The sequence below is a fragment of the Variovorax sp. CCNWLW186 genome (assembly GCF_037203865.1).
Classification (GTDB): Bacteria; Pseudomonadota; Gammaproteobacteria; order Burkholderiales; family Burkholderiaceae_C; genus Variovorax.
Window position 1 is genome coordinate 213,869 of sequence record NZ_JBBCBO010000005.1, and the last position, 23,673, is coordinate 237,541.

General features: G+C 67.4%; 17 protein-coding genes. All 17 read left to right on the top strand.

Annotated elements, in window-relative coordinates; all coding sequences use genetic code 11:
• Nucleotides 1-89 precede the first annotated feature (89 nt).
• The 17 genes from V9K97_RS08690 to V9K97_RS08770 all read left to right on the top strand — a co-directional run bounded on the left by V9K97_RS08690 (nucleotide 90) and on the right by V9K97_RS08770 (nucleotide 23,672).
• Nucleotides 90-2,105, top strand: a complete 2,016-nt coding sequence (locus V9K97_RS08690) for a caspase family protein (protein ID WP_337317561.1) — start codon at nucleotides 90-92, stop codon at nucleotides 2,103-2,105.
• Nucleotides 2,106-2,160: 55 nt separating this feature from the next.
• The gene (locus V9K97_RS08695) at nucleotides 2,161-2,727 is read left to right on the top strand and encodes a type VI secretion system tube protein Hcp (protein ID WP_258503786.1); all 567 of its coding nucleotides are present in this window, start codon (nucleotides 2,161-2,163) and stop codon (nucleotides 2,725-2,727) included.
• A 25-nt stretch (nucleotides 2,728-2,752) separates the two neighbouring features.
• Nucleotides 2,753-3,598, top strand: coding sequence for a type VI secretion system accessory protein TagJ (locus V9K97_RS08700; RefSeq protein WP_337317562.1), 846 nt, complete (start codon nucleotides 2,753-2,755; stop codon nucleotides 3,596-3,598).
• Nucleotides 3,591-4,106 carry a type VI secretion system baseplate subunit TssE gene (gene tssE / locus V9K97_RS08705; RefSeq protein WP_157611784.1) on the top strand — a complete coding sequence of 172 codons (516 nt, stop codon included), beginning with the start codon at nucleotides 3,591-3,593 and terminating at the stop codon, nucleotides 4,104-4,106. The genes V9K97_RS08700 and tssE overlap by 8 nt, the downstream gene beginning before the upstream one ends.
• 7 nt (nucleotides 4,107-4,113) lie before the next feature.
• Nucleotides 4,114-6,006: a type VI secretion system baseplate subunit TssF gene (tssF, locus tag V9K97_RS08710; protein ID WP_337317563.1), complete on the top strand. Its 1,893-nt coding sequence runs from the start codon at nucleotides 4,114-4,116 to the stop codon at nucleotides 6,004-6,006.
• Nucleotides 6,003-7,082, top strand: coding sequence for a type VI secretion system baseplate subunit TssG (gene tssG / locus V9K97_RS08715; RefSeq protein WP_337317564.1), 1,080 nt, complete (start codon nucleotides 6,003-6,005; stop codon nucleotides 7,080-7,082). The genes tssF and tssG overlap by 4 nt, the downstream gene beginning before the upstream one ends.
• A gap of 39 nt (nucleotides 7,083-7,121) precedes the next feature.
• Complete coding sequence (gene tssH, locus V9K97_RS08720; protein ID WP_337298583.1) at nucleotides 7,122-9,851, top strand: type VI secretion system ATPase TssH; 2,730 nt, start codon at nucleotides 7,122-7,124, stop codon at nucleotides 9,849-9,851.
• 43 nt (nucleotides 9,852-9,894) lie between these two features.
• Nucleotides 9,895-12,756 carry a type VI secretion system Vgr family protein gene (locus V9K97_RS08725; protein ID WP_337317565.1) on the top strand — a complete coding sequence of 954 codons (2,862 nt, stop codon included), beginning with the start codon at nucleotides 9,895-9,897 and terminating at the stop codon, nucleotides 12,754-12,756.
• 42 nt (nucleotides 12,757-12,798) lie between these two features.
• Nucleotides 12,799-15,447 carry a DUF2169 family type VI secretion system accessory protein gene (locus V9K97_RS08730; RefSeq protein WP_337317566.1) on the top strand — a complete coding sequence of 883 codons (2,649 nt, stop codon included), beginning with the start codon at nucleotides 12,799-12,801 and terminating at the stop codon, nucleotides 15,445-15,447.
• Nucleotides 15,444-16,496, top strand: coding sequence for a pentapeptide repeat-containing protein (locus V9K97_RS08735; RefSeq protein WP_337317567.1), 1,053 nt, complete (start codon nucleotides 15,444-15,446; stop codon nucleotides 16,494-16,496). Before V9K97_RS08730 ends, V9K97_RS08735 begins: the two co-directional genes overlap by 4 nt.
• Nucleotides 16,497-16,536: 40 nt before the next feature.
• On the top strand, nucleotides 16,537-17,202 hold the full coding sequence (locus tag V9K97_RS08740) for a DUF3540 domain-containing protein (protein WP_337317568.1): 666 nt from the start codon (nucleotides 16,537-16,539) through the stop codon (nucleotides 17,200-17,202).
• 9 nt (nucleotides 17,203-17,211) lie between these two features.
• Entirely contained in the window at nucleotides 17,212-17,607 is a 396-nt protein-coding gene (locus V9K97_RS08745) for a DUF4150 domain-containing protein (protein WP_157611791.1), read from the top strand.
• Between the two features lie 65 nt (nucleotides 17,608-17,672).
• A complete protein-coding gene (locus V9K97_RS08750) occupies nucleotides 17,673-20,018 on the top strand; it encodes a type VI secretion system Vgr family protein (protein WP_337317569.1) in 2,346 nt (781 codons plus the stop codon).
• Nucleotides 20,019-20,021: 3 nt separating this feature from the next.
• Entirely contained in the window at nucleotides 20,022-20,513 is a 492-nt protein-coding gene (locus tag V9K97_RS08755) for a DUF6484 domain-containing protein (RefSeq protein ID WP_337317570.1), read from the top strand.
• 13 nt (nucleotides 20,514-20,526) lie between these two features.
• On the top strand, nucleotides 20,527-21,633 hold the full coding sequence (locus V9K97_RS08760) for a DUF2169 family type VI secretion system accessory protein (protein WP_337317571.1): 1,107 nt from the start codon (nucleotides 20,527-20,529) through the stop codon (nucleotides 21,631-21,633).
• Nucleotides 21,630-22,703, top strand: a complete 1,074-nt coding sequence (locus V9K97_RS08765) for a beta-ketoacyl synthase N-terminal-like domain-containing protein (protein WP_337317572.1) — start codon at nucleotides 21,630-21,632, stop codon at nucleotides 22,701-22,703. Before V9K97_RS08760 ends, V9K97_RS08765 begins: the two co-directional genes overlap by 4 nt.
• A 3-nt stretch (nucleotides 22,704-22,706) precedes the next feature.
• On the top strand, nucleotides 22,707-23,672 hold the full coding sequence (locus V9K97_RS08770; protein ID WP_337317573.1) for a DUF4150 domain-containing protein: 966 nt from the start codon (nucleotides 22,707-22,709) through the stop codon (nucleotides 23,670-23,672).
• Nucleotide 23,673: the final 1 nt, after the last annotated feature.

Here is a 23,673-nt window from a genome sequence, read left to right on the forward strand (position 1 = left end):
GGGGGAGGGCTGGGGTGGGGGCACGCGGCATATCGATCGGGCGCTCTGCCTGCCCCCATCCCAGCCTTCCCCCGAGAGGGGAAGGAGCCATGCGATCGCGTTGTTTGCAGCTGCTGTTGTTGCTGGCGCTGCTGGTCTCCGGCACCGCCGCCTTCGCCACCCAACGCGCGCTGCTCGTCGGTGTCTCCGAACTCGTCAACCAGCCGCAGGCGCTATGGCTCCAAGCGCCGCGCAACGACGTGATGCTCATGCGGCAGACCCTGGTGAAACAGGGCTTTGCGCCCACCGATGTCACGGTGCTGGCCGACGGTGTTGCGGGCGCCTCGCTGCCCGAGGCCGAGCGCATCAACGAGGCCTTGGCCCGGCTGCTCGAGCAGTCCCGTCCGGGCGACTTCGTGATGCTCTATTTTTCAGGCCACGGCACGCGGGTGCGCGACAGCACCAAGCGCTACCAGGAACCCGATGGCCTAGCGGAAAACTTTCTGGCGCGCGACGCCCGCGGCACGGATGCGTCCGGCGGCAGCTTGCCGGGCGGCCTGCGCGATGTCGACTTCGACCGCTGGATCCGCGCCTTTCTGGGCAAGAACGTGTTCGTGTGGTCGGTGTTCGACACCTGCTCCGCGGCCTCGATGACGCGCAGCGGCGCCGCACAGCCGCCGGAAGACGCCGGCCCCGCGGACGATGAAGTGCGCTTTCGCGGCGTGCGTGCCGGCCAGCTTGCCGCGAGCGGGCCCGCTGCGGCACCGCCGCCGATGCAGGCGCTGCCCGAGGCTGCGGCCGGCGTGCCCCGCGCGCGCTATGTGGCCTTCTTCGCGTCGGAGAGCCACCAGGTCACGCCCGAACTGCGCTTGCCGCGCAAGGCGCGCAACGCGCGACCCCAGGGCCTGCTGACATGGGCCGTGGCCGAGGCGTTGCAGCAGAAGCCCGCGACCTGGCGCGACCTGTTCAACGGCGTGCTGGACCTGTATCCGCCGGTGATCGAAGAGCTCGAATCGCGCTTTCCCGCGCGCGAGTTGCCGTCGCCGGTGGCGGAGGGAAACCTCGACCTGCCGGTCTTTGCCAATGCCTCCGCACCTCTTTCGACGCGCCCCGTGTGGCGTGCCGAACGCGCGGGCGGCAGTCTCACGCTCAAGGCCGGCCTGCTCGACGGACTGGAGCCGGGCCAGGAGCTTCGCATCGTCGCCACCCTGGCCGACGGACTCCAGCGCACGGCGCAGGGCAGGCTGGCGCAAGCCGATCTCGGCAGCGCGCGGCTGGCTGTTCCCCCGGCCTTGGCTGAACTCGCGCAGGCCACGTCATGGAGCGTGACGCCGATGGGCGAGCCGGCCTCGGCGGCATTGCGGGTGCGCAGCGATTCCGCACTGCCCGGCGGGCTCAGCCTCGACTACCCCGCCTCCATCCGCACGGCGGGCGAGGCGCAGGCCGATGTGCGCTGGGTCGACCTTGGCGCGGCCGGCGGCCGGCTGGAGTTGCTGTCTCCCGCATTTGTTGTGGCTGCGGAGGCAGGCTCTGCGTCGTCCGGCATCGTGGTGCGAGACATGGCCGAAGCCCGCGTGCGGCTCCAGGCACTGGCGCAGCTCAAGTGGATGTCGCGCCTTGCCGAGCTGGCAAAGGATGGGCGGCTCGACGGTTTCGATGCCGTGCTCGAAGTACGCGACGACAGCCGCGTGCTGCGCAGCGCGAATGTGCGCGACACCGCCGGCGGCGCGTTGCAGCTGAGGCCGGGAGAGCGCGCCGAGCTCATGGTTCGCAACGGTAGCGGCCAGTCGATCGATCTGGTGGTGGTCGGTGTCGATGCGCAGGGCGTCCTGCGGTCCGTCTATCCCGAAGACCAGGGCGAAGCCAATCGCTTCGAACGCGGCACGCGCGAGTCGCCGGCCTCCAAGCGCTTTGCGCTGCCGTGGCTCAAGCCCGGGCGCCCGGCCAGGCTGCTGGTGCTGGCAGCGCCGGCCCAGGCACGCAGCGCACCGCGCCTGTTCGGCGCCGGCACCGCGGAAGCATTGACCCACACCGCGGAGCTGCGGGTGCGCGGCCAGCTCACGCCCGAGCGCGAGCGCCAGGTGTACGGCGCCCTGCTGCGCTGGACGAACCCGGCCGCGCCCTGACCTGATCCATCCGCACACATCCACCGAATCACACATCACCGAGAAGGAGAAGCCCATGTCCATGACTTCCAACGGAGTCCCCGATCCCGACGACGCACTGCGCATGCTCGATCTTGCGTTGGGGGGGGCGAGCGGCTGCGACCTCGTCATGCTGATCGAGCACTCGGGCACCCCTATCGAGGGCGAACTGCCGCGCCAGTTCGAGGACGGCAAGCCGCGACTGGAAATTGCCGGCTATTTCTGGGGCGGGCATCAGCACTCGCAGTCGGGCCGCGCCGCCGCGGCGCGCGCGTTGTCGAACTTCATCGTCGTGCGCCGCACCGATGCGGCCACGGCCTCCATCGCGAGCCTGCTGCGAGTCAATGCGGAAGCCGGCAAGGTGGTTGTGAGCGTCTACAAGTCGGGCGGGGACGTCAAGTCGACCGAGGCCCAGGCCATGCTGGAGTTCACCATGGAAAAGGTGCGGGTGACCAGCCACATGTTGCTCACCAACAGCGTGTTGGGCGTGCCGACCGAAATCATCAGCTTCGCATTCAGGCGCTTCAGCATCCGCTCGGCACCGCAAAAAGAGGCGGGCGCGCGCGGCGCGGTGCGCGAGTGCGTGTTCGAGTCCGCCGAGTGATCGAAGCCAACCGGGGCACCACACCATGACCGCATCCGAACTGCTGAAGGCCGCCGATCCGGTGGCCGCGCTCAAGGCACTGAGCGACGAAGTGCGCGCCAAGCCGTCCGACAGCAAGCACCGCGTCTTCATGGCGCAGTTGCTCTGCGTGCTGGGCCAATGGGAGCGCGCGCTCAACCAGCTCACCGTGGCGGCCGAGCTCGATGCGCTGGCCGTGCCGATGAAGCAGGTGTATGGCGAGGCCGTGCGCTGCGAGGGCCTGCGCGCCGAAGTGTTCGCGGGCAAGCGCACGCCCATGGTGTTCGGCCAGCCGGACGAATGGCTGGCGCTGCTGATCGAATCGCTGCTGCGACAGGGCCGCGGTGAAGACGGCATGGCCGAAGACCTGCGCCAGCGCGCCTTCGACGCCGCACCGGCCATCGGCGGCACCATCGACGGCGCACCCTTCGAATGGCTGGCCGATGCCGACATGCGCCTGGGACCGGTGCTCGAGGCTTTCGTCAACGGCAAGTACTACTGGATTCCCTATGTGCGGCTCGCGCACATCAAGATCGAGCCGCCCGAAGACCTGCGCGATTGCGTCTGGATGCCCGCGCACCTGCAGTTCGAAAACGGCGGCGAGACGCTTGCGCTGATTCCCACGCGCTACGAGGGCAGCGAGAAAAGCGAAGACGGCGAGCTGCAGCTCGCACGCAAGACCGAGTGGCGCGAACTGCGTCCCGAGGTGTGGATCGGCAGCGGCCAGCGCGTGCTGGGCAGCGACGCCGGCGAGTACGCGCTGATGGACGTGCGCGAGATCCTGTTCACGCCGGGCGCCAGCGCCGCCGCCGCGGAAGCCGGCACGCCTGCCGAGGACGGCGCCGATGGCTGAACTCACCGCGCAGGAGCGGCTGCAACCCTCGCTGCTCGACCGCCTCGTCGACCATGCGCCCGACGAGAAGCGCGAGAGCGACGACAAGCGCACGCTCACCAAGCAGGCGCTGCGCCAGGCGGTGCTGCGCGACCTCGGATGGCTTTTCAATGCCACCAGCTACGGCCTAGCCATGGACGACAAGCGCTTTCCCAATGCGGCGCGCTCCGTCATCAATTACGGATTGCCTATGCTGTCTGGCCAGTACACCTCGTCGGTGCAGCGTGTCAGCATGGAGCAGGCTTTGAAGAACGCAATCCTGCAGTTCGAGCCACGCATCCTGTCCCGCACTCTCGAAGTTGAACTCGTCATGGAAGGCTCGGCATTGGACTCCCACAACAGCATCGGCCTGCAGATCCGCGGCATGCTGTGGGCGCAGCCCGTGCCGCTCGAGTTCCTGATGCGCAGCCGCGTCGACCTGGAAGAAGGCCGCATAGAGATCGTGGACATGGCGCAATCCCAGAGGTAAGTCCGCCATGGACCCCAGGTTGCTGAACCTGTATGAACAGGAACTGCGCTACTTCCGCGAAAGCTCTTCGGAGTTTGCGCGCGCCTTTCCGAAGATTGCGCACCGCCTGGGCATCGAAGGCCAGGAGGTCGCCGACCCGTACGTCGAGCGGCTGATCGAGGCCACCGCATTCCTCTCGGCCCGCGTGGGGCTGAAGCTCGATGCCGAATACCCGCGCTTCACGGGGCATCTGCTCGACATCGTCTATCCGCATTTCCTGGCGCCCACGCCGGCCATGGCCATTGTGTCGGTGGTGCCGGACGCCGACGACGCCAAGCTTGCCACCGGCCCGACGCTGCCGCGCGGCAGCGGGCTGCGCGCGCGGCAGGCGGTGGGGCAGAACACGCATTGCGAATTCCGCACGGCCAGCGCGCTGCGCGTCTGGCCCATCGAGATCCTGCGGGCCCAGTACTTCACCTATGCACCGGACCTGCCTCTGAATGCGCACCCGCAGTCGCGTGCGATTCGCGGCGGGCTGCGCATTGCGCTACGCGCCACGGCGGGGCTGAACTTCAGCCAGATCGCCATGGACGAACTGCTGCTGCACTTCGGCGGCGCCGAAGACGTGGCGTGGCAACTGCACGAATGCGCGCTCGGCCAGCCCGTGGGCGTGCTGGTGCGGCCGATGGCGCCCGGCGGCGCAATGCAGGGCGCGATGAAGACGCTGCCCGGCAGCGCCATCCAGCCGGTGGGCTTCGAGGAAGACGAGGCGCTGCTGCCGGTCACGGCCACCGGCTTCTCGGGCTTCAGGTTGCTGCAGGAGTACTTCGCGTTTCCGCAGCGATTCCAGTTCGCCCGCATCGGCGGCCTGCAGCCGCTGCTGGCGGACATGGCCGTGACGGAAGTCGAGGTCGTGCTGCTGTTCTCGCGCGGCGATGCGGCGCTCGAAAAGCTGGTGAGCGCCGACAACGTGCAGCTGCATTGCGTGCCGGTGGCCAACCTCTTCAGCAAGCGGCTCGACCGCGTGCCCGTGTCGGAAGGCGTGAGCCAGTTCCACCTGGTGCCCGACCGCACGCGCCCGCAAGATTTTGAAGTGCACACGGTGACCGAGGTCACCGGGCACGGCGCACCCGGCGCGGCGGACATGGCCGCCGAGCAGTCGTTCCGTCCGTTCTATTCGGCCTTTCATGGCAGCCGCCATGCGCACCCGGCCTACTACACGACCACGCGCGAGCCGCGCATGCTCTCGGTACGCCAGCGCACCGAAGGGCACCGCAGCAGCCATATCGGCTCCGAGGTGTACATGCAGATCGTCGATCCGCAGCAGGCGCCGTATTCGACCGCGCTGCGCCAGCTGGCCGTGACCGCGCTGTGCACCAACCGCGACTTGCCGCTCTTGATGCCGCTGGGCCGCGATAACGACTTCGATTGCATCGACTCTTTTCCGGCGCAGCGCGTGCGCATGGTGCGCGGGCCTTCGCGGCCGGTGTCGCCGGTGGTCAGCCAGGGGCTGGGTTGGCGGGTGATCGACCACCTGGCGCTCAACTACCTGTCGCTGTCGGACAGCACGCCCGAGCAGGGCGCCGCCGCATTGCGAGAAACCTTGATGCTCTACGCCGCGCACGCGGATGAAATGCGCCAGGGCCAGGTGCGCGGCCTGCTGTCGGTGAAGAGCAAGCCCGTGGCCCGCAGGTTGCCGCTGCCGGGTCCGATCGCCTTCGGCCGCGGGCTCGAGGTAACGCTCGAAGTCGACAAGGATGCGTTCCACGGCCACAGCGTTTTCCTGTTTGGGGCCGTGATGGCGCGCTTCCTGGCGCGCCATGTGGAGGTCAACCACTTTGTCGAGGCCGTGCTGCGCATTGCGGGCAAGGGCGAGATCATGCGCTGGAGGCCGCTGTGCGGGACACGCCAGATTCTGTGAGCGCCGCCCAGGGCGGGTCAGTCGGCGCGCGCGTGGACAACGCGCTGCGCGAGTGGTCGGCCGAGCCGTGGGCCTTCGATTACTTCGCGGTGCTGCGCCGGCTGGAATCGATTGCCGCGACCACGCCGCGCTGGGGCCGCGCGCTGTTGCCGAATGCGGAGCCGGTGCGCGTGGGGCAGGAGCCTTCGCTCTCGTTTGCGCCGGCGAGCTTCAGCCGCTTCGAGCCCGCTACGGCCTATTCGCCGCCGCGCCTGCGCCAGCATTTCTTCAGCTACATCGGCCCCAACGGTCCGCTGCCGGTGCACCTGAGCGACTTCATTCGCGAGCGCAGCATCAACCAGGGCGACCCGACGTGGCTGGCTTTCCTGGACAGCTTCTCGCATCGTTTCTCGCTGCACTTCTACCGGGCCTGGGCGCAGTCGCGGCCGGCCGTGGCGCTCGATCGGCCGAACGAAGACAGGTTCAGGCTGCAGGTCGGTGCGCTGGTCGGCATCGGTGCGCCGGGGCGCATCGGGCGCGACGAGGTGCACGACGACGCGCGCCTGCATTTTTCAGGCTGGCTGGCGCGGCGCGTGCACAACGTGGAAGGCGTGGAGTCGGTGCTGTGCCGCTACTTCGGCGTGCCGGTCAAGCTGGAGCGCTGGGTCGGCCACTGGATGAGCCTGCCGGCCGGCGAACTCACGCGGCTTGGCCAGGGCGAGACCTCGCGCTCCATGGGCATGGGCGCCATGCTCGGCACGCGCGCGTGGGACCGGCAGCACCGCGTGCGGCTGCACGTGGGCTCGCTCACGCTCGACCAGTACCGCATGTTTCTTCCCATCGGCGATGCGCAGCCCGTGCTGCAGCGCTGGATGCAGCAGCTGCTCGGCGACGAGCTCGAGTGGGACGCGCAGCTTGCACTGCAAGGCGCGCAGGTGCCGCCCACGCGGCTGGGCCAGGCGAAGGGCAATGCGCCGCGCCTCGGCTGGATTGCATGGCTCGGGCAACGGCCGCGCTCGCGCGATGCGGCCGACGTGCGCATTGCAAGCCATCCGGCCGGCGCGAACCTGCGGCCGCACGCGCTTCCACTTCAATAAACCCATCTTCATTCGTCTTGAAGAGATACGGAGTCCTCCATGAGTGAAATCAGCCGCACCGCCCTTTTCGGCAAGCTCAACTCGCTGGCCTACAAAGCCATCGAAGGCGCCACGGTGTTCTGCAAGATGCGGGGCAATCCGTATGTGGAACTGGAGCACTGGTTCGCCCAGCTGCTGCAGGCGCAGGACTCCGACCTGCACCGCGTGATCCAGCACTACGGACTCGACGTGTCGGTGATTGCCAAGGACCTGACCGCCGCGCTCGACCGCCTGCCGCGCGGCGCCACCGCCATCAGCGACTTTTCTCCGCACATCGAGAACGCCATCGAACGCGCCTGGACCTATGCCACGCTGCAGTTCGGCGAGGCGCAGGTGCGCACCGGCTACATCCTGGTGGGCATGCTCAAGACGCAGAGCCTGCGCAATCCGCTCTTCGGCCTGTCCAAGCAGTTCGAGAAGATCAAGGTCGAAGACCTGGCCGACAACTTCGTGAAGATCTGCGACCCTTCGCCCGAGTCGCAGATGCGCGCGCAGGACGGCACCGGCATGGGCAGCGGCGCGCCGGGCGAAGACTCGGGCGCGATGGCGCCGGCCGCCATGGGCAAGGGCGATGCGCTGAAGAAGTTCGCGGTCGACCTGACCGAGAAGGCCAAGAAGGGCGAGATGGACCCGGTGACCGGGCGCGACGAAGAGATCCGCCAGATCGTCGACATCCTGATGCGGCGCCGCCAGAACAACCCGCTGCTCACGGGCGAGGCCGGCGTCGGCAAGACCGCGGTGGTCGAAGGCTTTGCGCAGCGCCTTGCGCGCGGCGACGTGCCGCCGCAGCTGAAGGACGTGAAGCTGCTCACGCTCGACATCGGCCTGCTGCAGGCCGGCGCGAGCATGAAGGGCGAGTTCGAGCAGCGGCTGCGGCAGGTGATCGACGAAGTGCAGAGCTCGCCCACGCCCATCATTCTTTTCATCGACGAGATCCACACGCTGGTGGGCGCGGGCGGCGCGGCCGGCACCGGCGACGCGGCCAACCTGCTGAAGCCGGCGCTGGCGCGCGGCAACCTGCGCACCATCGGTGCCACCACGTGGGCGGAGTACAAGAAATACATCGAGAAGGACCCGGCGCTCACGCGGCGCTTTCAGGTGGTGCAGGTGCCCGAGCCCGACGAGGTGAAGGCCATCCTGATGCTGCGCGGCGTGGCCAGCGTGCTTGAGAAGCACCACCGCGTGCAGCTGCTTGACGAAGCCATCGAAGCGGCCGTGAAGCTGAGCCACCGCTACATTCCCGCCCGCCAGCTGCCCGACAAGGCCGTGAGCCTGCTCGACACGGCATGTGCCCGCGTGGCCGTGTCGCAGCATGCCACGCCGCCGGAGGTGGAAGACTGCATGCGCCGCATCGAGGGGCTTACGGTCGAGCAGGAAATCATCGGCCGCGAGGCGACCATCGGCATCGACGTGACCAAGCGCTCGGCGCAGGTGGAAGCGCTGCTGGTCGAATCGAAGCTGCAACTCGAAGGCTTGAATGCGCGCTGGCAGGAAGAAAAAGGACTGGTCGACCGGCTGCTTGAGTTGCGTGCCAAGCTGCGGGCGGGGAACAAGCCGGTGGATGCGGCGACGGCCGAGGGCGATGCGAAGGCCGACGTGCCCCCACCCCAACCCTCCCCCAGCGGGGGAGGGAGCCAAGACCGGGCAGCGCTGCTCGAAGAGTTGCATGCGCTGCAGGCGAAGATCCATGCGGTGCAGGGCGAGTCGCCACTCATCCTGCCTTCGGTCGACGAGCAGGCCGTGGCTTCGGTGGTGGCGGACTGGACAGGCATTCCCGTCGGCCGCATGGTCAAGAACGAAGTCGAGGCGGTGCTGAAGCTTGCGGACACACTCAACCAGCGCGTCATCGGCCAGAAGCACGGCCTGGAAATGATCGCGCGCCGCATTCAAACGTCTCGCGCGCGGCTCGACAACCCGCAAAAGCCCATCGGCGTGTTCATGCTGTGCGGCACCTCGGGCGTGGGCAAGACCGAGACCGCGCTGGCGCTGGCCGAGGCACTCTACGGCGGCGAGCAGAACATCATCACCATCAACATGAGCGAGTTCCAGGAGGCGCACACCGTCTCCACGCTCAAGGGCGCGCCGCCCGGCTACGTGGGGTATGGCGAGGGCGGCATCCTGACCGAGGCCGTGCGCCGCAGGCCCTACAGCGTGGTGCTGCTCGACGAGGTCGAGAAGGCCCACCCCGACGTACACGAGATCTTCTTCCAGGTGTTCGACAAGGGCTGGATGGAAGACGGCGAGGGCCGCATGATCGATTTCAAGAACACGATCATCCTGCTCACCACCAACGCCGGCAGCGAGCTGGTGATGAGCATGTGCCGCGACCCCGAGCTGCTGCCCGACTCGAACGCGCTGGCCGATGCGCTCAAGGCGCCGCTCATGAAGGTGTTTCCGCCCGCGCTCTTGGGCCGCATCGTCACCATTCCCTACTACCCGCTGTCGCCCGAGATGATGAAGAAGATCGTGCGGCTGCAACTGGGCCGCATCAAGAAGCGGGTGGAAACCAACCACGGCGTGCCCTTCGAATACAGCGACGCGGTGGTCGACCAGGTGGTTGCGCGTTGCCAGGACCCGGAGTCCGGCGGGCGCGTGATCGACGCGATCCTGACCAACACCGTGCTGCCGACGATTTCGGTCGAGTACCTGCAGCGCCTGGCGTCGGGCGGTGAAATTCGCCGCGTGGCGCTGGATGTGAAGGACGCCGACTTTACCTACGCCTTCGACTAGCGCGCAACAGCGCCCGACGCCACGCCTGAAGAGAACACAACACATGTCGCATGATTTCCGCATCGAGAGCGAGTCGCCCGCCAAGGACGACCTCATGTTCTGGTCCATCGCCGGCCACGAGGCGCTGGCAAGGGCCTCGACCTACGAGCTCACGGTGCTTTCGGAGAATGCCTTCATCGACGCCAAGGACATCCTCGGCCATGCCTTCGACGTGGTGATCGATTTCTCCGATGCCGACGGGGCCACGCACGAGCGCCATTGCCAGGGACATGCGGTGCGCTTTACCCGTGGGCAGCAGTTGGGGCGCTACTTTCGCTACCAGATACGGCTGCGTTCGTGGTTCTGGCTGCTGACCAAGCGCACCAACTCGCGCATCCTTCAGGACAAGCCGGTGCTCGGAATCCTGGATGCAGTGTTCGAGGACAGCCCGATCAAGCGCTTCAAGAAGACGCGCACCGACAACGTGGTGGGCACGCATCCGGCCCGCCGCTATTGCGTGCAGTTCCAGGAGAGCGACTACAACTATCTCTCGCGCCTCCTGGAGGCCGAAGGCATCTACTACTGGTTCGATGCCCACGATGCGCCCGGCACCATGCACCTGTCCGACGCGAGCGGCATTGCCCACGAGAAGCTTGCAGCAGAGGCCAAGCTGCGCTTTGCATCCCCGGACGTGAGCGAGGCGCGCTTCAACGAAATCAGCGAATGGATCGATGTGCGCCGCTTCGACAGCGGCAAGTACGCCTCGCGCGACGTCGACTACAAGGCGATCAAGAAGCCGCTGAGCGTGGACGTGGACGTGCAGGAAAAGCACGAACTCTCGGACCTCGAAGTATTCGAATACCCGGGCAACTATTTCACCGGAGAAGAGGTGGACGCCGCGGTCAAGGTGCACCTGGAGGAGTTCGACGGGTGCCGCGAGCGGCACTGGGGCCTTACCTCCTGGCCCGACGTTGCGGCAGGGCGAAGCTTCGACTTCGAGGGCGACCGGGGCGGCCTGCGTGACGGCGAGTACGTCATCGGCGGCTGCGTGTTCGTGGCCAGCCATCGGGGCTACGAAGGCGCCAGTGACGACGCAGAGTCGCAATCGGCCGCGGCGCTGCTGTCGGAGGCGATCCTCGACGACGCCCTCAATGCCGACGTGATGGCCGCCTTCACGGAGCTCCTGGAGCGGCAACCGTCGCTGCGCACGGGGACGCGAGGCGCCAGCGCCTTCCTGATTACCGCGTTGCCGGTCGAGCGCACGTTCCGCCCGCCCCGGCTGACGCCGCGCGTGACGATGCCGGGCCCGCAGAGCGCCATCGTCTGCGGCCCCGAAGGCGAGGAGCTCCATGTGGACGAGGGCCGCGTGATGGTCCACTTCCATTGGGACCGCTACAACGACGGAGACGGCAAGGCCACCTGCTGGATACGCTGCTCGCAACCCTGGGCCGGCAAAGGCTGGGGCGGCTACTTCACGCCGCGCATCGGGCAGGAGGTGATCGTCGAGTTCATGAATGGCGACCCGGACCGGCCCGTCATTACCGGCCGCGTCTACAACGACGACCAGCCCATTCCGTACAAGTCGCCCACGCAGAGCGGCTTCAAGACGCGCTCCACGCCGGGCGGTGGCCCCGCGAACTACAACGAGATCATGTTCGAGGACAAGAAGGGGCACGAGCTCCTCAACATCCACGCCGAAAAGAACATGGCGACCACGGTGGAGAACGACGATTCCGGCCACGTGATGCGCGACCAGAGTCTGACCGTCGATCGCCACCGCACGATCATGGTGAAGGGCAAGGAAGAGCACACGGTCATGAAGACGCAGATGAACCACGTGGTTCAGGCGCAGACCAACAAGTTCGACGCCGACACCTTCACCACCACGCTGGGCAACCAGACCGTCGGCACCAAGGGAAAGCAGGACACGGTGGTGAACGGCGCCGTCACTTCGCACACCAACAGCACCTACACGCTGACCACCGTAGGCGCGTTCTCGCAGACCTCGGCATCGATGACGGTCAATTCGGTGGGCGCGGTTGCGCTGACCTCGGGCGCGAACATCGCAATAAGTTCAGTGGGCGAGCTGAAGCTGGCGACCAACGCGGACCGCGTGGACGCGAGCGTCGGCGCGCACAGCATCTTCGCCAACTCGATCAAGGCGGTGTCGAATTCGAACCTCGAGATGTTCGCCGTGGGCAACATCAACGCCACGTCGAACGGCTCCAACACCACCGTGCTGGGGCCCAACTCCAGCGGCTATATCGGCGTCAACAGCGAAGCCAACATGGGCATGGCGCGCTCGACCTTCATGGGACTGTCGATCGACACGATGATGGGCCTGAGCATGGCTTCGTGCCTGGCGCTGCAAATGGAGACGGCGGCGGCGCTCAAGCTCGGCTTTGCAGGCGTGGACCTGAGCATCTCGCCTGTCGATGTGGAGCAGCGCGCGGCCAAGGTCATCATGCCCGGCGGCGGTGCGGGCGCGGGAGCCGGCGGGGCGTTTGCCATGGGCGCGTCCATCGGCGCGGCAATCGGCGCGGTCGCCTATTCGATCGCGGCCGCCTACACCGACATCAAGGCCACCAACCAGCAGTACACGGACGCAGCGGCCGCGCTCGAAGAAGCCGCAACGCAGGCGAAGAACCTCGGGCTGCACGGCATGGCATCGCGCCTCAACGCTGCCAAGGGAATCGCCGAAGCGCGCAGGGACAACGGCTGGGCCAACCCCGACAACATTCGCCTGCATTCGGCGCCGGCCGACAAGGCGGCGCAGTACACGAACGACAAGCAGCTGGGCGCGCCGCCCGATGCAGTTGCGGACAGCGGCTCGAAGATAGCCGCGGGCTCGTCGAAGATGCCCACCGCGGCGCCCCAGCCGGCCGCCTCGAAGGGGCTGCCCACGCCGCCGGCCTCGGCCGACTGAGCGCCGCTTCGCACACCGCGCCCAGGACACCACCCGTTCTTCATGCAGATACTCAAGCCCCATGTCGCCGCACTGAGCTTCCGGCCGATCGAGTACCGGTCCAAGGCCGGCCTGTGCGTCAGCACGATGCTGTTCGCACCGATGTCGCCGGCCGACGGCGGCCTGCTGCGCGAGCAGTCGATGTGGGACTGCATCACCAAGCTGATGGCGCTGCCCCTGGTCGACGAAGGCATTGCCAAGCTCACGCCCGAATACCTGGTGGTCGGCCGCGTGCATGCGGGCGAGGCCGGTTCGCGCGGCGCCGTGGCGCGTGTGCGGCTAGGTAGTGCAGGAAAGGCCGTGATGGCCTTCTCGCCGCGTTACTGGGACGGCGCGCGCGTGGTGCAGTCGGAGGTCTACCAGCCGGTGGCGCTGGACTGGGCCAATGCGTACGGCGGCCCTGCGGTGGCCGACAACCCGCTGGGCATGGGCGCCGCAGCGGTCGGCGGCGTGCATTGGCTGCCGCCGCTGGAGCTGGCCGGTTCGCGCATCACCGCACCGGGCGACGTGGTGCAGCCCGCGGGATTCGGTGCGCTCGACATGATGCATCCGCAGCGCGCCGCATTGCGCGGCACCTACGACGAGAACTACCTCAAGCAGCATGCGCCGGGTTTCCCTCCTGACGTGGACTGGCGGCACTTCAACATGGCGCCACGGGACCAGTGGCTGGACGCCCCGCTGCGAGGCGACGAGGCGTTTACGCTCGAGAACCTGCACCCGACCAAGCCGCTGCTGCAGGGCCACCTGCCGGGCCTGCGGGCGCGCGTGTTCGCCAACTACCGGCTGCCGCCCGAGCAGGTGGCGCCAGGCGGGGAGTCGCACAAGTTCAAGGAAGTGCCGATGCGGCTCACCACCGTGTGGTTCTTTCCTGAAGTGGAGCGCATGCTGCTGATCTGGCATGGTCTGGCCGAAGTGGCGGAGTACGACGGCAGCGACATCGATCATTTGATGACTGCCGTCGAGCGTCTGGGCCAGCCGCGCGGCGACGCCCACTATGCCGACGTGCTGGCCCGCCGCACAGACCCGGTGCAAGGCGGCATCGAAAGCCTGAACGATGCCGACCTGGTGCCGGAGGACATCGACACCATCGACGCCGGGTTCGAGAAGACCGCCGAGATCTACAAGATGGACGGCCTCCAGGCCGATGCGCAGTTCCGGCGCGCGGAGATCGACGTGGCCCTTGCGCGCGAGAAGGCCGTCGCCTTCGGCAAAGACCCGGATGCGCTGGGCCTGAAGCCGCCGGTGCGCGAGAAGCCGCCGACCCTGGCCGAGCTGCCCGCCTACATCAAGGCCAGCCAGAAGGAAGCCGAGGTGCAGCAGATCGCCGCCGCCGAAGACATGCTGGCGCAGCTGGAGAAGCTGCTCGCGTTGGGCGGTGAAGAAAGAAAACGCATGGCCGAACTGGCGCACCGCGGCCCGCCGCTCTACACCGCCGAGAAGCACTTGGCCGAGCTCAAGGCCCAGTTCGGCAAGCTGCCGATGCCCGAACCCCAGTTGCGGGAAAAGCTGCGCGATCGCCAAGGCGCCGAGCGGCTGGGCTATTTGCAATCGGCCCACATGCAGCCGCCGGCCTTCGCGCTCCAGGGAGAGGAGGGGGCCCGGCGCCGGCAAGAGGTGCAATGGTTGGCAGAGCAAGGCCACCGCACGCTGCCGTGGATCGATCTCACCGGCGTCGACCTGTCGGGCCTCGACCTGCACGGCTTCGATTTTTCGGGCGCGTGGCTGGAGAGCGCAAACCTTCGCAAGGCCAACATATCGGGCTGCAAGTTTGCCGGCGCGGTACTCGCGCATGCCGACATGCAGGGCTGCATGGCCATCGAGGCCGACTTCACCGGCGCCAACCTGGGCCGCGCGCAGCTCGCAGGCGCTGTGTTCGACCGCTCCAACCTGGGCGGCGCCATGCTGATGCGCACGCCGCTTGCCGGCACGCAGATGCGGCGCACCAACCTGGCCGGCGCCAACCTGCTCGAAACAGAGTGGGGCGTTGCCGACTGGAGCGGCGCCCAGCTTGCAGGAAACGTCTTCTACAAGCTCGCGTTGCAGGGGCTCGACCTGCGCGAGGCCGACCTCAGCGGTGCCAATTTCATCGAGTGCGATCTGCGCGGCGTGGACCTTTCCGGCGCGCTGCTGCAGTCGACCACCTTCGTTACCTGTCAGCTGCAGGGCGCACGCATGGTTGCCGCCCGTGCCAAGGGAGCGGTGTTCGTGAAGAACACCGTGCTCGACGGGTTGGACGCGAGCGGCGCCGACCTGTCGAACGCGAACCTCGGCGAATGCAGTGCCATCGGCATGCGCGCGCCCAAGGCGCTGCTCGACGGCGCCAACCTGGGCATGGCCGACCTGCAAGGTGCCGACCTGCGGCTGGCCTCGGCCAAGGGTGCGCTTTTTCGCAAGACGCGCTTCAGCCGCGCACGGCTGGCCGGCGCCAATTTTCACGACGCGGTCTTCAGCTACGCCAACCTGATCGGCGCGGACCTGCGGCGCGCCAACCTCTTCGGCACCGACCTCACGCGGGTGGCGCTGAGCGGCGACACGCAGTTCGACGGCGCGTTGCTCACGCGCAGCCGCACCTGGCCGCGCCTGAACGCAGAACAGCAGGCCATTGCCGCGGCGCGAGATGCGGCCAGCAATTCCGAAGGAGGTGCGGCATGAGGGTGAGCGCCGAGCTTCTTTCGCTGGGCGCCGGCCTGGGAGAAATCTTCGAAGGGCAGGACTTCAGCGGCGGCCACTATGCCAAGACTTTTCTGGGTGGAGGCATCTTCACGCAGTGCCGCTGGAGCGGCGCGGACCTGCGCGAAGCCGACGTTCGCGAGGCGGTGTTCGACCAGTGCGACATGGGCGGCGCGCTGTTCGCGGGCGCCAACCTGCGCCATGCGGTGTTCAACCGCTGCAAGCTCGACCATGCGGATTTTCGCGGCGCCAACCTGCACACCGCCACCTTCAACGAGTGCGACCTCACGCATGCGCAGTTCGGCAAGGCGTCGATGGCCATGGCCAGGTTTCATGCCAGCGCCCTCGACCACGCCGGCATGCAGGGTGCGAACCTCGAATCGGCGGTGTTCTCGCAATCGAAACTCCTCGACGTCAACGCCGATCACTCGCAGTGGACGCACACGGTGGTGACCGGTTGCGACCTGAGCCTCATGACCTGGGTGGGCGCGCCGATGACGCGCGTGGTCTTCTCGAAGCTCAGCCTGCAGAACATGCGCTTCGACGGCGGCAACTACGAGTCGTGCCAGTTTGCCGATGCAGACCTGAGCGGCAGCAGCTTTGCAGGCGCCAAGCTGCGGCAATGCAACTTTCAGGGCAGCACCCTCAACGGCTGCGATTTCAGCAACGCACAGGCGCCGCAAGCCATCTTCTGCGCCACCAAGGGAGAAGGCGCGCGCTTTACCAAGGCGCAGTTGCGCCAGTCGCTTTTTACCGAGGCCGCGCTGCCGGGCGCCCACTTCGGCGCTGCGCAGCTGCACCAGTGCCACTTTGCGCGGGCCAAGCTGGCGCGCGCGGTGTTCTCAGGTGCCGATTGCACCTATGCCGATTTCCGGCATGCCGACCTTGAGGGCGCAGATCTGCGCGACGCCGAGTTGTTTCGCGCCGTCTTCCACCGCGCGCAGCTGAAGGACGCGCAAGCCACCGACCGGAGCCGCGCGCTCGGCACCGACCCTGAGCTGGCGCGCGCCGAACAGTGGGCTGCCGCCTGAAGCGCCGAGCGACGAACGCCATTCACCCATGAGGCCACCCATGACCGCCATCGCTACCGAACGCCGCACCAGGGCTCCACACAAGCCCGGCAAGCCGAGCAAGCAACCCGACGCGCCCGCTGCCGAGCAAGCCGGCTGGCATCGTGCCGTCGTGCTTGCCGTGCCCGGCGCAGGACAACTTCGCCTGCGTATCGATGGCGAAGGCGCGCACGAGGTCGGCGCGCGCCAGGCTTTCAGTTGCGTGGTGGCGGTGCAGGTCGGCGACGTCGTCGCGGCCTTCCTCGACGACCAGCGCCAGTGCTGGGTGATGGCGGTGCTGGAGCGCAGCGGCGCGCAGGACGTGGTGCTGCAAAGCCAGGGCAAGCTCGAACTGAGCGCGCCCACCATCAGCGCCAACGCACGGGAAGTGCTGCACATGGCCGCGCCGCAGGTGCGCCTGAGTTGCGAGCAAGCCGACGCAGTGGGCGAGCGTCTGAACCTGGTGGGCGGCACGGTCAAGGCAATTGGGGCCGCGCTGTCGACGCTGTTCGACCGCGTGCACCACCACAGCAAGCAATACATGCGCAGCACCGACGGCCTGGACCGCACCCAGGCCGGGCACATGGAGCTGCAGGCGCGCCAGCTGTTGCAGATCCACGGCGAGCACACGCTCGTCGAGGGCGAGCAGCTGGTCAAGGCGCGGGGCGCGCAGATCCACTTCGGGTAGGAGTCCGACATGTTCGCCAACTGCCAGATGATGGGCACCGACATGGGCTTTCCCGACGTGTGCCTCACGCCCACGCCCGCGGGGCCGGTGCCCATTCCGTACCCCAACATTGCCATGGGGCCGATGGCCATTCCGAACTGCCCGACGATTCTTTTCATGTGCATGCCCGCGCACAACCTGGGAACCACCATTCCCATGACCAACGGCGACAACTCGGGCGTGAACATGGGGGTGGCCTCGGGCACGGTCATGGGGCCGTCGCGGCACGTGACCGGCGCGTTCACCGTGCTGCTCAACGGCATGCCGGCCACGCGCATGACCAGCGTGTCGCTGCAAAACAGCACCAACTGCCCCGGAGTGCGGCTGGTGCCGAGCCAGGCGCTGGTGCTTCTGCTGGCGCCCTAGGCGCACGGCCCGCCGGAAGAACGGCGGCGAGGTTCGGGAGGGGGAACGTAAAAAGGGATGGAAGCATGGCCGATCACACGTTCAGCATCCAGGGCGACTCGCCCATCGTCGACAAGCTCATGTTCTGGCGCATCATGGGCCATGAGGTGCTGGCGCGCCCGTCGGCCTATGAACTCACCGTGCTGACCGACAACGAAAGCATCGAGCCCGCGGACGTGCTGGGCCGCGCTTTCGATGTGGCAATCGAGTTCGAAGATGCCGACGGCGGCACGCACAAGCGGCATTGCCAGGGGCATGCCGTGCGCTTCACGCGCGCCGGGCGCAGCGGGCGCTTCATCGAATACCGCATCAGCCTGCGCTCGTGGTTCTGGCTGCTGAGCAAGCGGGTCAATGCGCGCATCCTGCAGAACAAGCCGGTGCTGGATGTGATCGACGCCGTGCTGGACGACAGCCCGGTCGGGAGCCTGAAGAAGATCAAGTCGGCCGGCGTGCTCGGCCCCCATGCGCCCCATGGCTACTGCGTGCAATACCGCGAGAGCGACTACCAGTTCCTGTCGCGCCTGCTGGAAGAAGAGGGCATCTATTACTGGTTCGACGCGCACGACGCCCCCGGCACGCTGCACCTGTCGGACACCAGCACGCTGGCCCACGAGAAGCTTCCCGCCGCCGACACGCTGCACCACGTGGAGCGCGACGCATCGGAAGCGCGTGCCAACGAGATCACGCGCTGGATCAGCTCGCGGCAGTTCGAATCGGGCAAGTTCGCATCGCGCGACCGGGACTTCAAGGTCATCAGCAAGCAGCTGTTTGCGGACAAGGGCGACCCCGACACGCACGAGCTGTCGGACCTGGAGGTGTTCGAGTTTCCGGGTGGCTATGCCTCGGGCGACGACACCGACAACCTGGCGCAATTGCGGCTGGACGAACTCATCGGCCGTCGGCAGCGCCACTGGGCTCTGACCGGCTGGCCAGACGTGACTGCCGGGCGCAGCTTTGCGTTCAAGGGAGACCCTGAGGGCAAGCACGACGGCGACTACCTGATTGCGGCCTGCACCTTCGTTGCCAGCCACCCGGGCTACGAAGGCGCCGATGTTGCCGAGAACCCGCGCCCCATAGACGCCGTGCTGCACGACGCGCTGGCCGACGACCCCGTCAACACCGGGCTGCGCGAACTGGTGGGCGACCTGATTGCTGAGACGCCGGCACTGCGCGGCGGCCAGCGCGCGAGCAGCAGCTTTTTGCTGACGGTGGTTCCGCTGAACACCCCGTGGCGGCCGCCGCGCCTCACACCGCGCGTCACCATGCCCGGGCCCCAGAGCGCCATTGTCACGGGCCGCAGCGGCGAGCAGATATGGACCGAGGAGCACGGCCGCGTGAAGGTGCAGTTCCACTGGGATCGCTATGGCAAGAACGACGAGAACAGCTCATGCTGGGTGCGCGTGTCGCATCCCTGGGCTGGCAAGGGCTGGGGCGCGGTCAGCATTCCGCGCATCGGGCAGGAAGTGGTGGTCGACTTTCTGGACGGCGACCCCGACCAGCCCATCATCGTCGGGCGCTTCTACAACGGCGAATCGATGGCGCCCTTCGGCCTTCCGGCCGGCGCCGTGGTGAGCGGCATCAAGTCGAACACGCACAAGGGCAAGGGCTACAACGAGCTGTCGATGGACGACACCGCGGGCAAGGAGAAGGTGACCATCCACGGCCAGTACGACATGAACACCACGGTGGAGCACGACCAGACCACCACCGTGCACAACAACCGCACCGACGCGGTGGATGTCGACGACTCGGAAACCGTGGGCAGCAACCAGACCCAGAGCATCGGGGCCAACCAGACGATTTCAGTCGGCGCGAACCGCGAAGAGTCGGTGGGTGGCACCGAAACCATCACCATCGGCGGCCACCGGACCGAAACCGTGAACGGCGGCGAGACCGTGACCATCAACGGCGGGCGCAGCCATACCGTGAACGGCGTGCAGACCACCACCATTTCGGTGGCCGAGATGCATACGGTAGGGGCGGGGCGCATGCACAGCGTGGGCGCGGGCGAGGCCATCAACGTGGGTGGTGTGCAGGCCGTGACAGTGGGCGGAGCGCAGATCGTGAGCGTGGGCGGCCTGCAAAAGGTGAGCGTGGGTGCGCTGCAGTCCATCACCGTGGGTGGGCCGCACAAGCTCTCGGCCGCGGTGATCTCCGAGACATCGAAGGGGCCGATCAAGATCAAGGCCGGCGCCATCTGCATGGTCGAGGCGCCCACCATCATGCTCAAGGCGGGCGGCAGCAAGATCGTCATGAACGCCAGCGGCATCACCATCAAGGGCGCCAAGATCACCATCAAGGCCGACGGCACAGCATCGTTCAAGGCCGGGGGCTCGATCAAGATCAAGGGTTCCAACCTGGGGGAGGACTGAGCCGTGGAAGACCACACCGATCTCCAGAGCGCGCGCAGCCTGCTGCACAGCGTGGCCGCCTGGTCGAAGCTGTCGGGCCAGGGCGTGGCGGTGGCCGCCTTTGCCGGCTTCGATGCCGAGGGGCGCTTTCTTGTCACGCTGGGCGAGGGCATGGCGCCGGTGCAGGCGCTCTCGACTGTCGGCCTTGCGCTCGGCGATGCCGGCGCGGCCGTCGTCGTCGCCTTCGAGAAGGGCGAGGTGCGGCACCCGGTCATCGTCGGGCGCGTGCAGCCGCTGCACACCGAAGTACCACCGGCGGCCGATGCTGCGTGCGTGGACGCCAGCGTCGACGGCGAGCGCGTGGTGCTGCAGGCGCGCGAGCGCATCGAGCTGCGCTGCGGCGACGCCAGCATCGTGCTCACGCGCGCGGGCAAGGTGCTGATCAACGGCAACTACGTGCTCTCGCGCTCCCGCGGCGCCAACCGCGTGAAGGGTGCCTACGTGGGCATCAACTGAAAAGGCATGCGCCATGTGGCAGCTGGACAACCGTACGCCCTACGCCGCCGAACGCACTTGGGTGCGCGACCGCGACGGCGCGGAGATCTGGCTCGTGGCGGTGAAGTGCAGCTTCGACATTTCGCCGGACGGCGAGACCAGCGTCTCGCCCGAGCAGCCGCCCGTTGCGCAGGCGCCGGTCTTCATCGACGAGGCCGCGCCCCAGCCGAGCCTGCTCTATGAGATGGACCTGGTGCGCACCAAGCTGACGACCGACGTGGTGCTGATCGGTCACGCGCATGCGCCAGGCGGCGTGCCCGTGACGCAGCTCGACGTGGGCCTGCGCGTCGGCCCCGTCGCCAAGCGCCTGCGCGTGACCGGCGACCGCGTGTGGCTCGGCGGTGCGCCGTCGGAGCCCGAGCCTTTCACCGCCATGCCGTTGGTGTGGGAGAGGGCGTATGGCGGCATCGACCCGTCGACGCGCGATGCGCCATTGCCGCAGTTCGATGTGCGCAACCCCGTGGGCACGGGCTTTGTGACGGAGGCTGCGCATGCGGAAGGCGTACGGCTGCCGAACATCGAGTATGCGGACCAGTGCGTGCGGACGTGGAGTGACAGGCCTGAGCCCGCGGGTTTCGGGCCGCTGTGCAACCACTGGCAGCCGCGCGCGGGGTTTGCGGGGACGTATGACGAAGCGTGGCAGCGCGACCGGTTGCCATTGTTGCCGGCGGACTTTGATGACCGACACTACCAGTGCGCGCCTGGGGATCAGCAGGCGCCGCATTTCTTGCGCGGGAGTGAGCCGGTGGTGCTGATCAACCTGTGGCCGCGCGGCGAGGTGCTGCGCTTCGAATTGCCACGGACGGTGCTGGCTCTTGAAAGCTCTTTTGCCGACGGCAGCCGGAGACCACATGAGCGGCCTAAGTTGCACACCGTGATCGTCGAGCCGGGTCAGTCCAGGATTTCAATGGTGTGGCACAGCCCACTGCCGTGCCATTCCCTGGTCAACAAGCTTCAGAAAACGCGCATTGTGGAAAAGAGGCTGGTGCGGCTCGGCGCCGGTGCGCAGCAAGAGGTGCGACAGAATGCACGCGATTCGATGATCTTGCCGGCGCAGGCTGGAGCGGAGCCCGGGTCATGAGCCGCGGCCAACCGCCGCTGTATCTTTGTGCCTTCGGCGCGAGCACGCCGATCGGGCGGGACATGTGGGCGAGCGCCGCCGCAGCGCGCGCTGGTGTTTGCGGTTTCCGCGAACATCCGTTCATGGTAGATACGGCAGGCGAGCCGATGCGCATTGCGCCCGCGCCCTGGATCGACTTCGAGGTGGAAGGGGTGGAGCGCTACGCCGAGCTTTTGCTCCCCGCAGTGGACCAGGCGGTGGCTGCGTGGCACGGCGTCCCTGCGCGCATCGGCCTCGCGCTGGCGTTGCCGCCGCCGCGCCCGGGCCGGACGGCTTCGCTCGCGGGCGACCTGTTGGCCCGGATCGCGAACCGCTATCCGGGCCGCTTCGGCGCCGCGCGGACGGTTGAAGCGGGCCATGCGGGCGGGTACGTCGCGCTGGGCACCGCTGTCGCCGATTGCGCCGCCGGGGAGATTGATGCATGCATGGTTTGCGCCGTCGATTCCTATCTGCAGCCAGAAACGCTGGACTGGATCGAGGGGTGCGACCTGCTGCATGGCGGCGGGCCGGAGAACAACGCATGGGGTTTTGTTCCGGGCGAGGCGGCAGGCGTGATGCTGGTGGGCGGCGCCGAGTTTCTGCAGCGGCACCGCATCGAACCCATGGCTGCCATCGAGGCCGTCGGCATCGGCTACGAAGACAAGGTGCTCGGCACCGACGACCCGATCACGGGCAAAGGGCTTTCGCAGGCGCTCAGGGGGGCCCTTGGCCAGCTTGGGAGCGAAGCCTTCATCGACAACGTGGTGTGCGACATGAACGGCGAAGCCTGGCGCGCGGATGAATACGGTTTTGCTGCACTGCGAACGGGTGATCGTCTTCGCGCAGCGGGCGATTTTTCCGCGCCCGCCGACTGTTGGGGCGACGTCGGTGCGGCAGGCTTGCCGTTGCACATGGCCTTGGCGGCCATCGGCCATCTCAAGCACTACGACAAAGGGCCGCTGTCGATGGTGTGGGGCAGCTCCGCGGGAGGAGAGCGCGGTGCTGTAGTGTTGCGCGCGTTGCCTTGGCGCACGCAGCCGGATGAAGGGTGAGCCATGCCGGTCAGCATCCAGGTCAATGGAACGACGCTGTCGTTGGTGCACAAGTTCAGCACCGGCCTCACCACCGCCACCATTCCCGACGTGTGCAAGACGCCGAGCCCGGGTGGACCCGTGCCTGTGCCATACCCCAATATCGCGAACTCGATCACCCTCTCCAACGGCACAAGCACCGTCAAGGGGGACAAAGCCATGGCCGCAAACAAAGGGTCGAAGTTCGCGCTATCCAACGGGGATAACGCCGGCGTGGCGGGCGGGGTGAAGTCGAGCACCTTCATGAAGGAGGCGACATGGATCCTCTACTCCTTCGACGTCAAGATGGACGGAAAGAACGCCAGCCGCCTGGGCGACAAGATGTTCCACAACTCGGAAAATGCAGCCAACCTCTCGGGCTGCATCAATCCGCCGATCGCCGTGCCGGACTTCGAGAAGATACTCAAGGACTGCATGGACAAGGCCTCCGACGATTGGGAGAGTGCCAACGGGCCGACGGACTACAAGAAGTTCTGCGCATCTTCGAGCCGGCGGCAGGCGCGCGGCGAAAAGATCGGCCAGGACGCCTCCGATTGCGTGGCCGCCGCAATGGCGGCGCAAGGCCGATCGAATGAAGTGGCCCTCGACCAATCGTTCCGCAACGTGCGCGGGGGCGGGCCGGGCGCGATACAGGCAGTCGGTTCACCGGGTCAGGTGGTGGCCAATACGGTGCGGCCCGACGTCGTATTGCATGCGCCCGGGCCCTTGTCGGCTGTTTCGGCGGCCCGCGCCGTTTACGACTTCAAGGCACCTTGTCCCCCGGGTTCCAACAGCCCGAGTTGGTCGGGCAACCAGGGCGCCGACTACCTGGCGACCTTCCGAGTGGTGGCAAAACTGGTGTCGCCGCACAACGCGCTGATCGCAGGCAGCGCAAGCACTGCCTTGCGCGTCGCGGCGCGATTGCTCAGTATCCGGTTGCCCTTCCGATGAG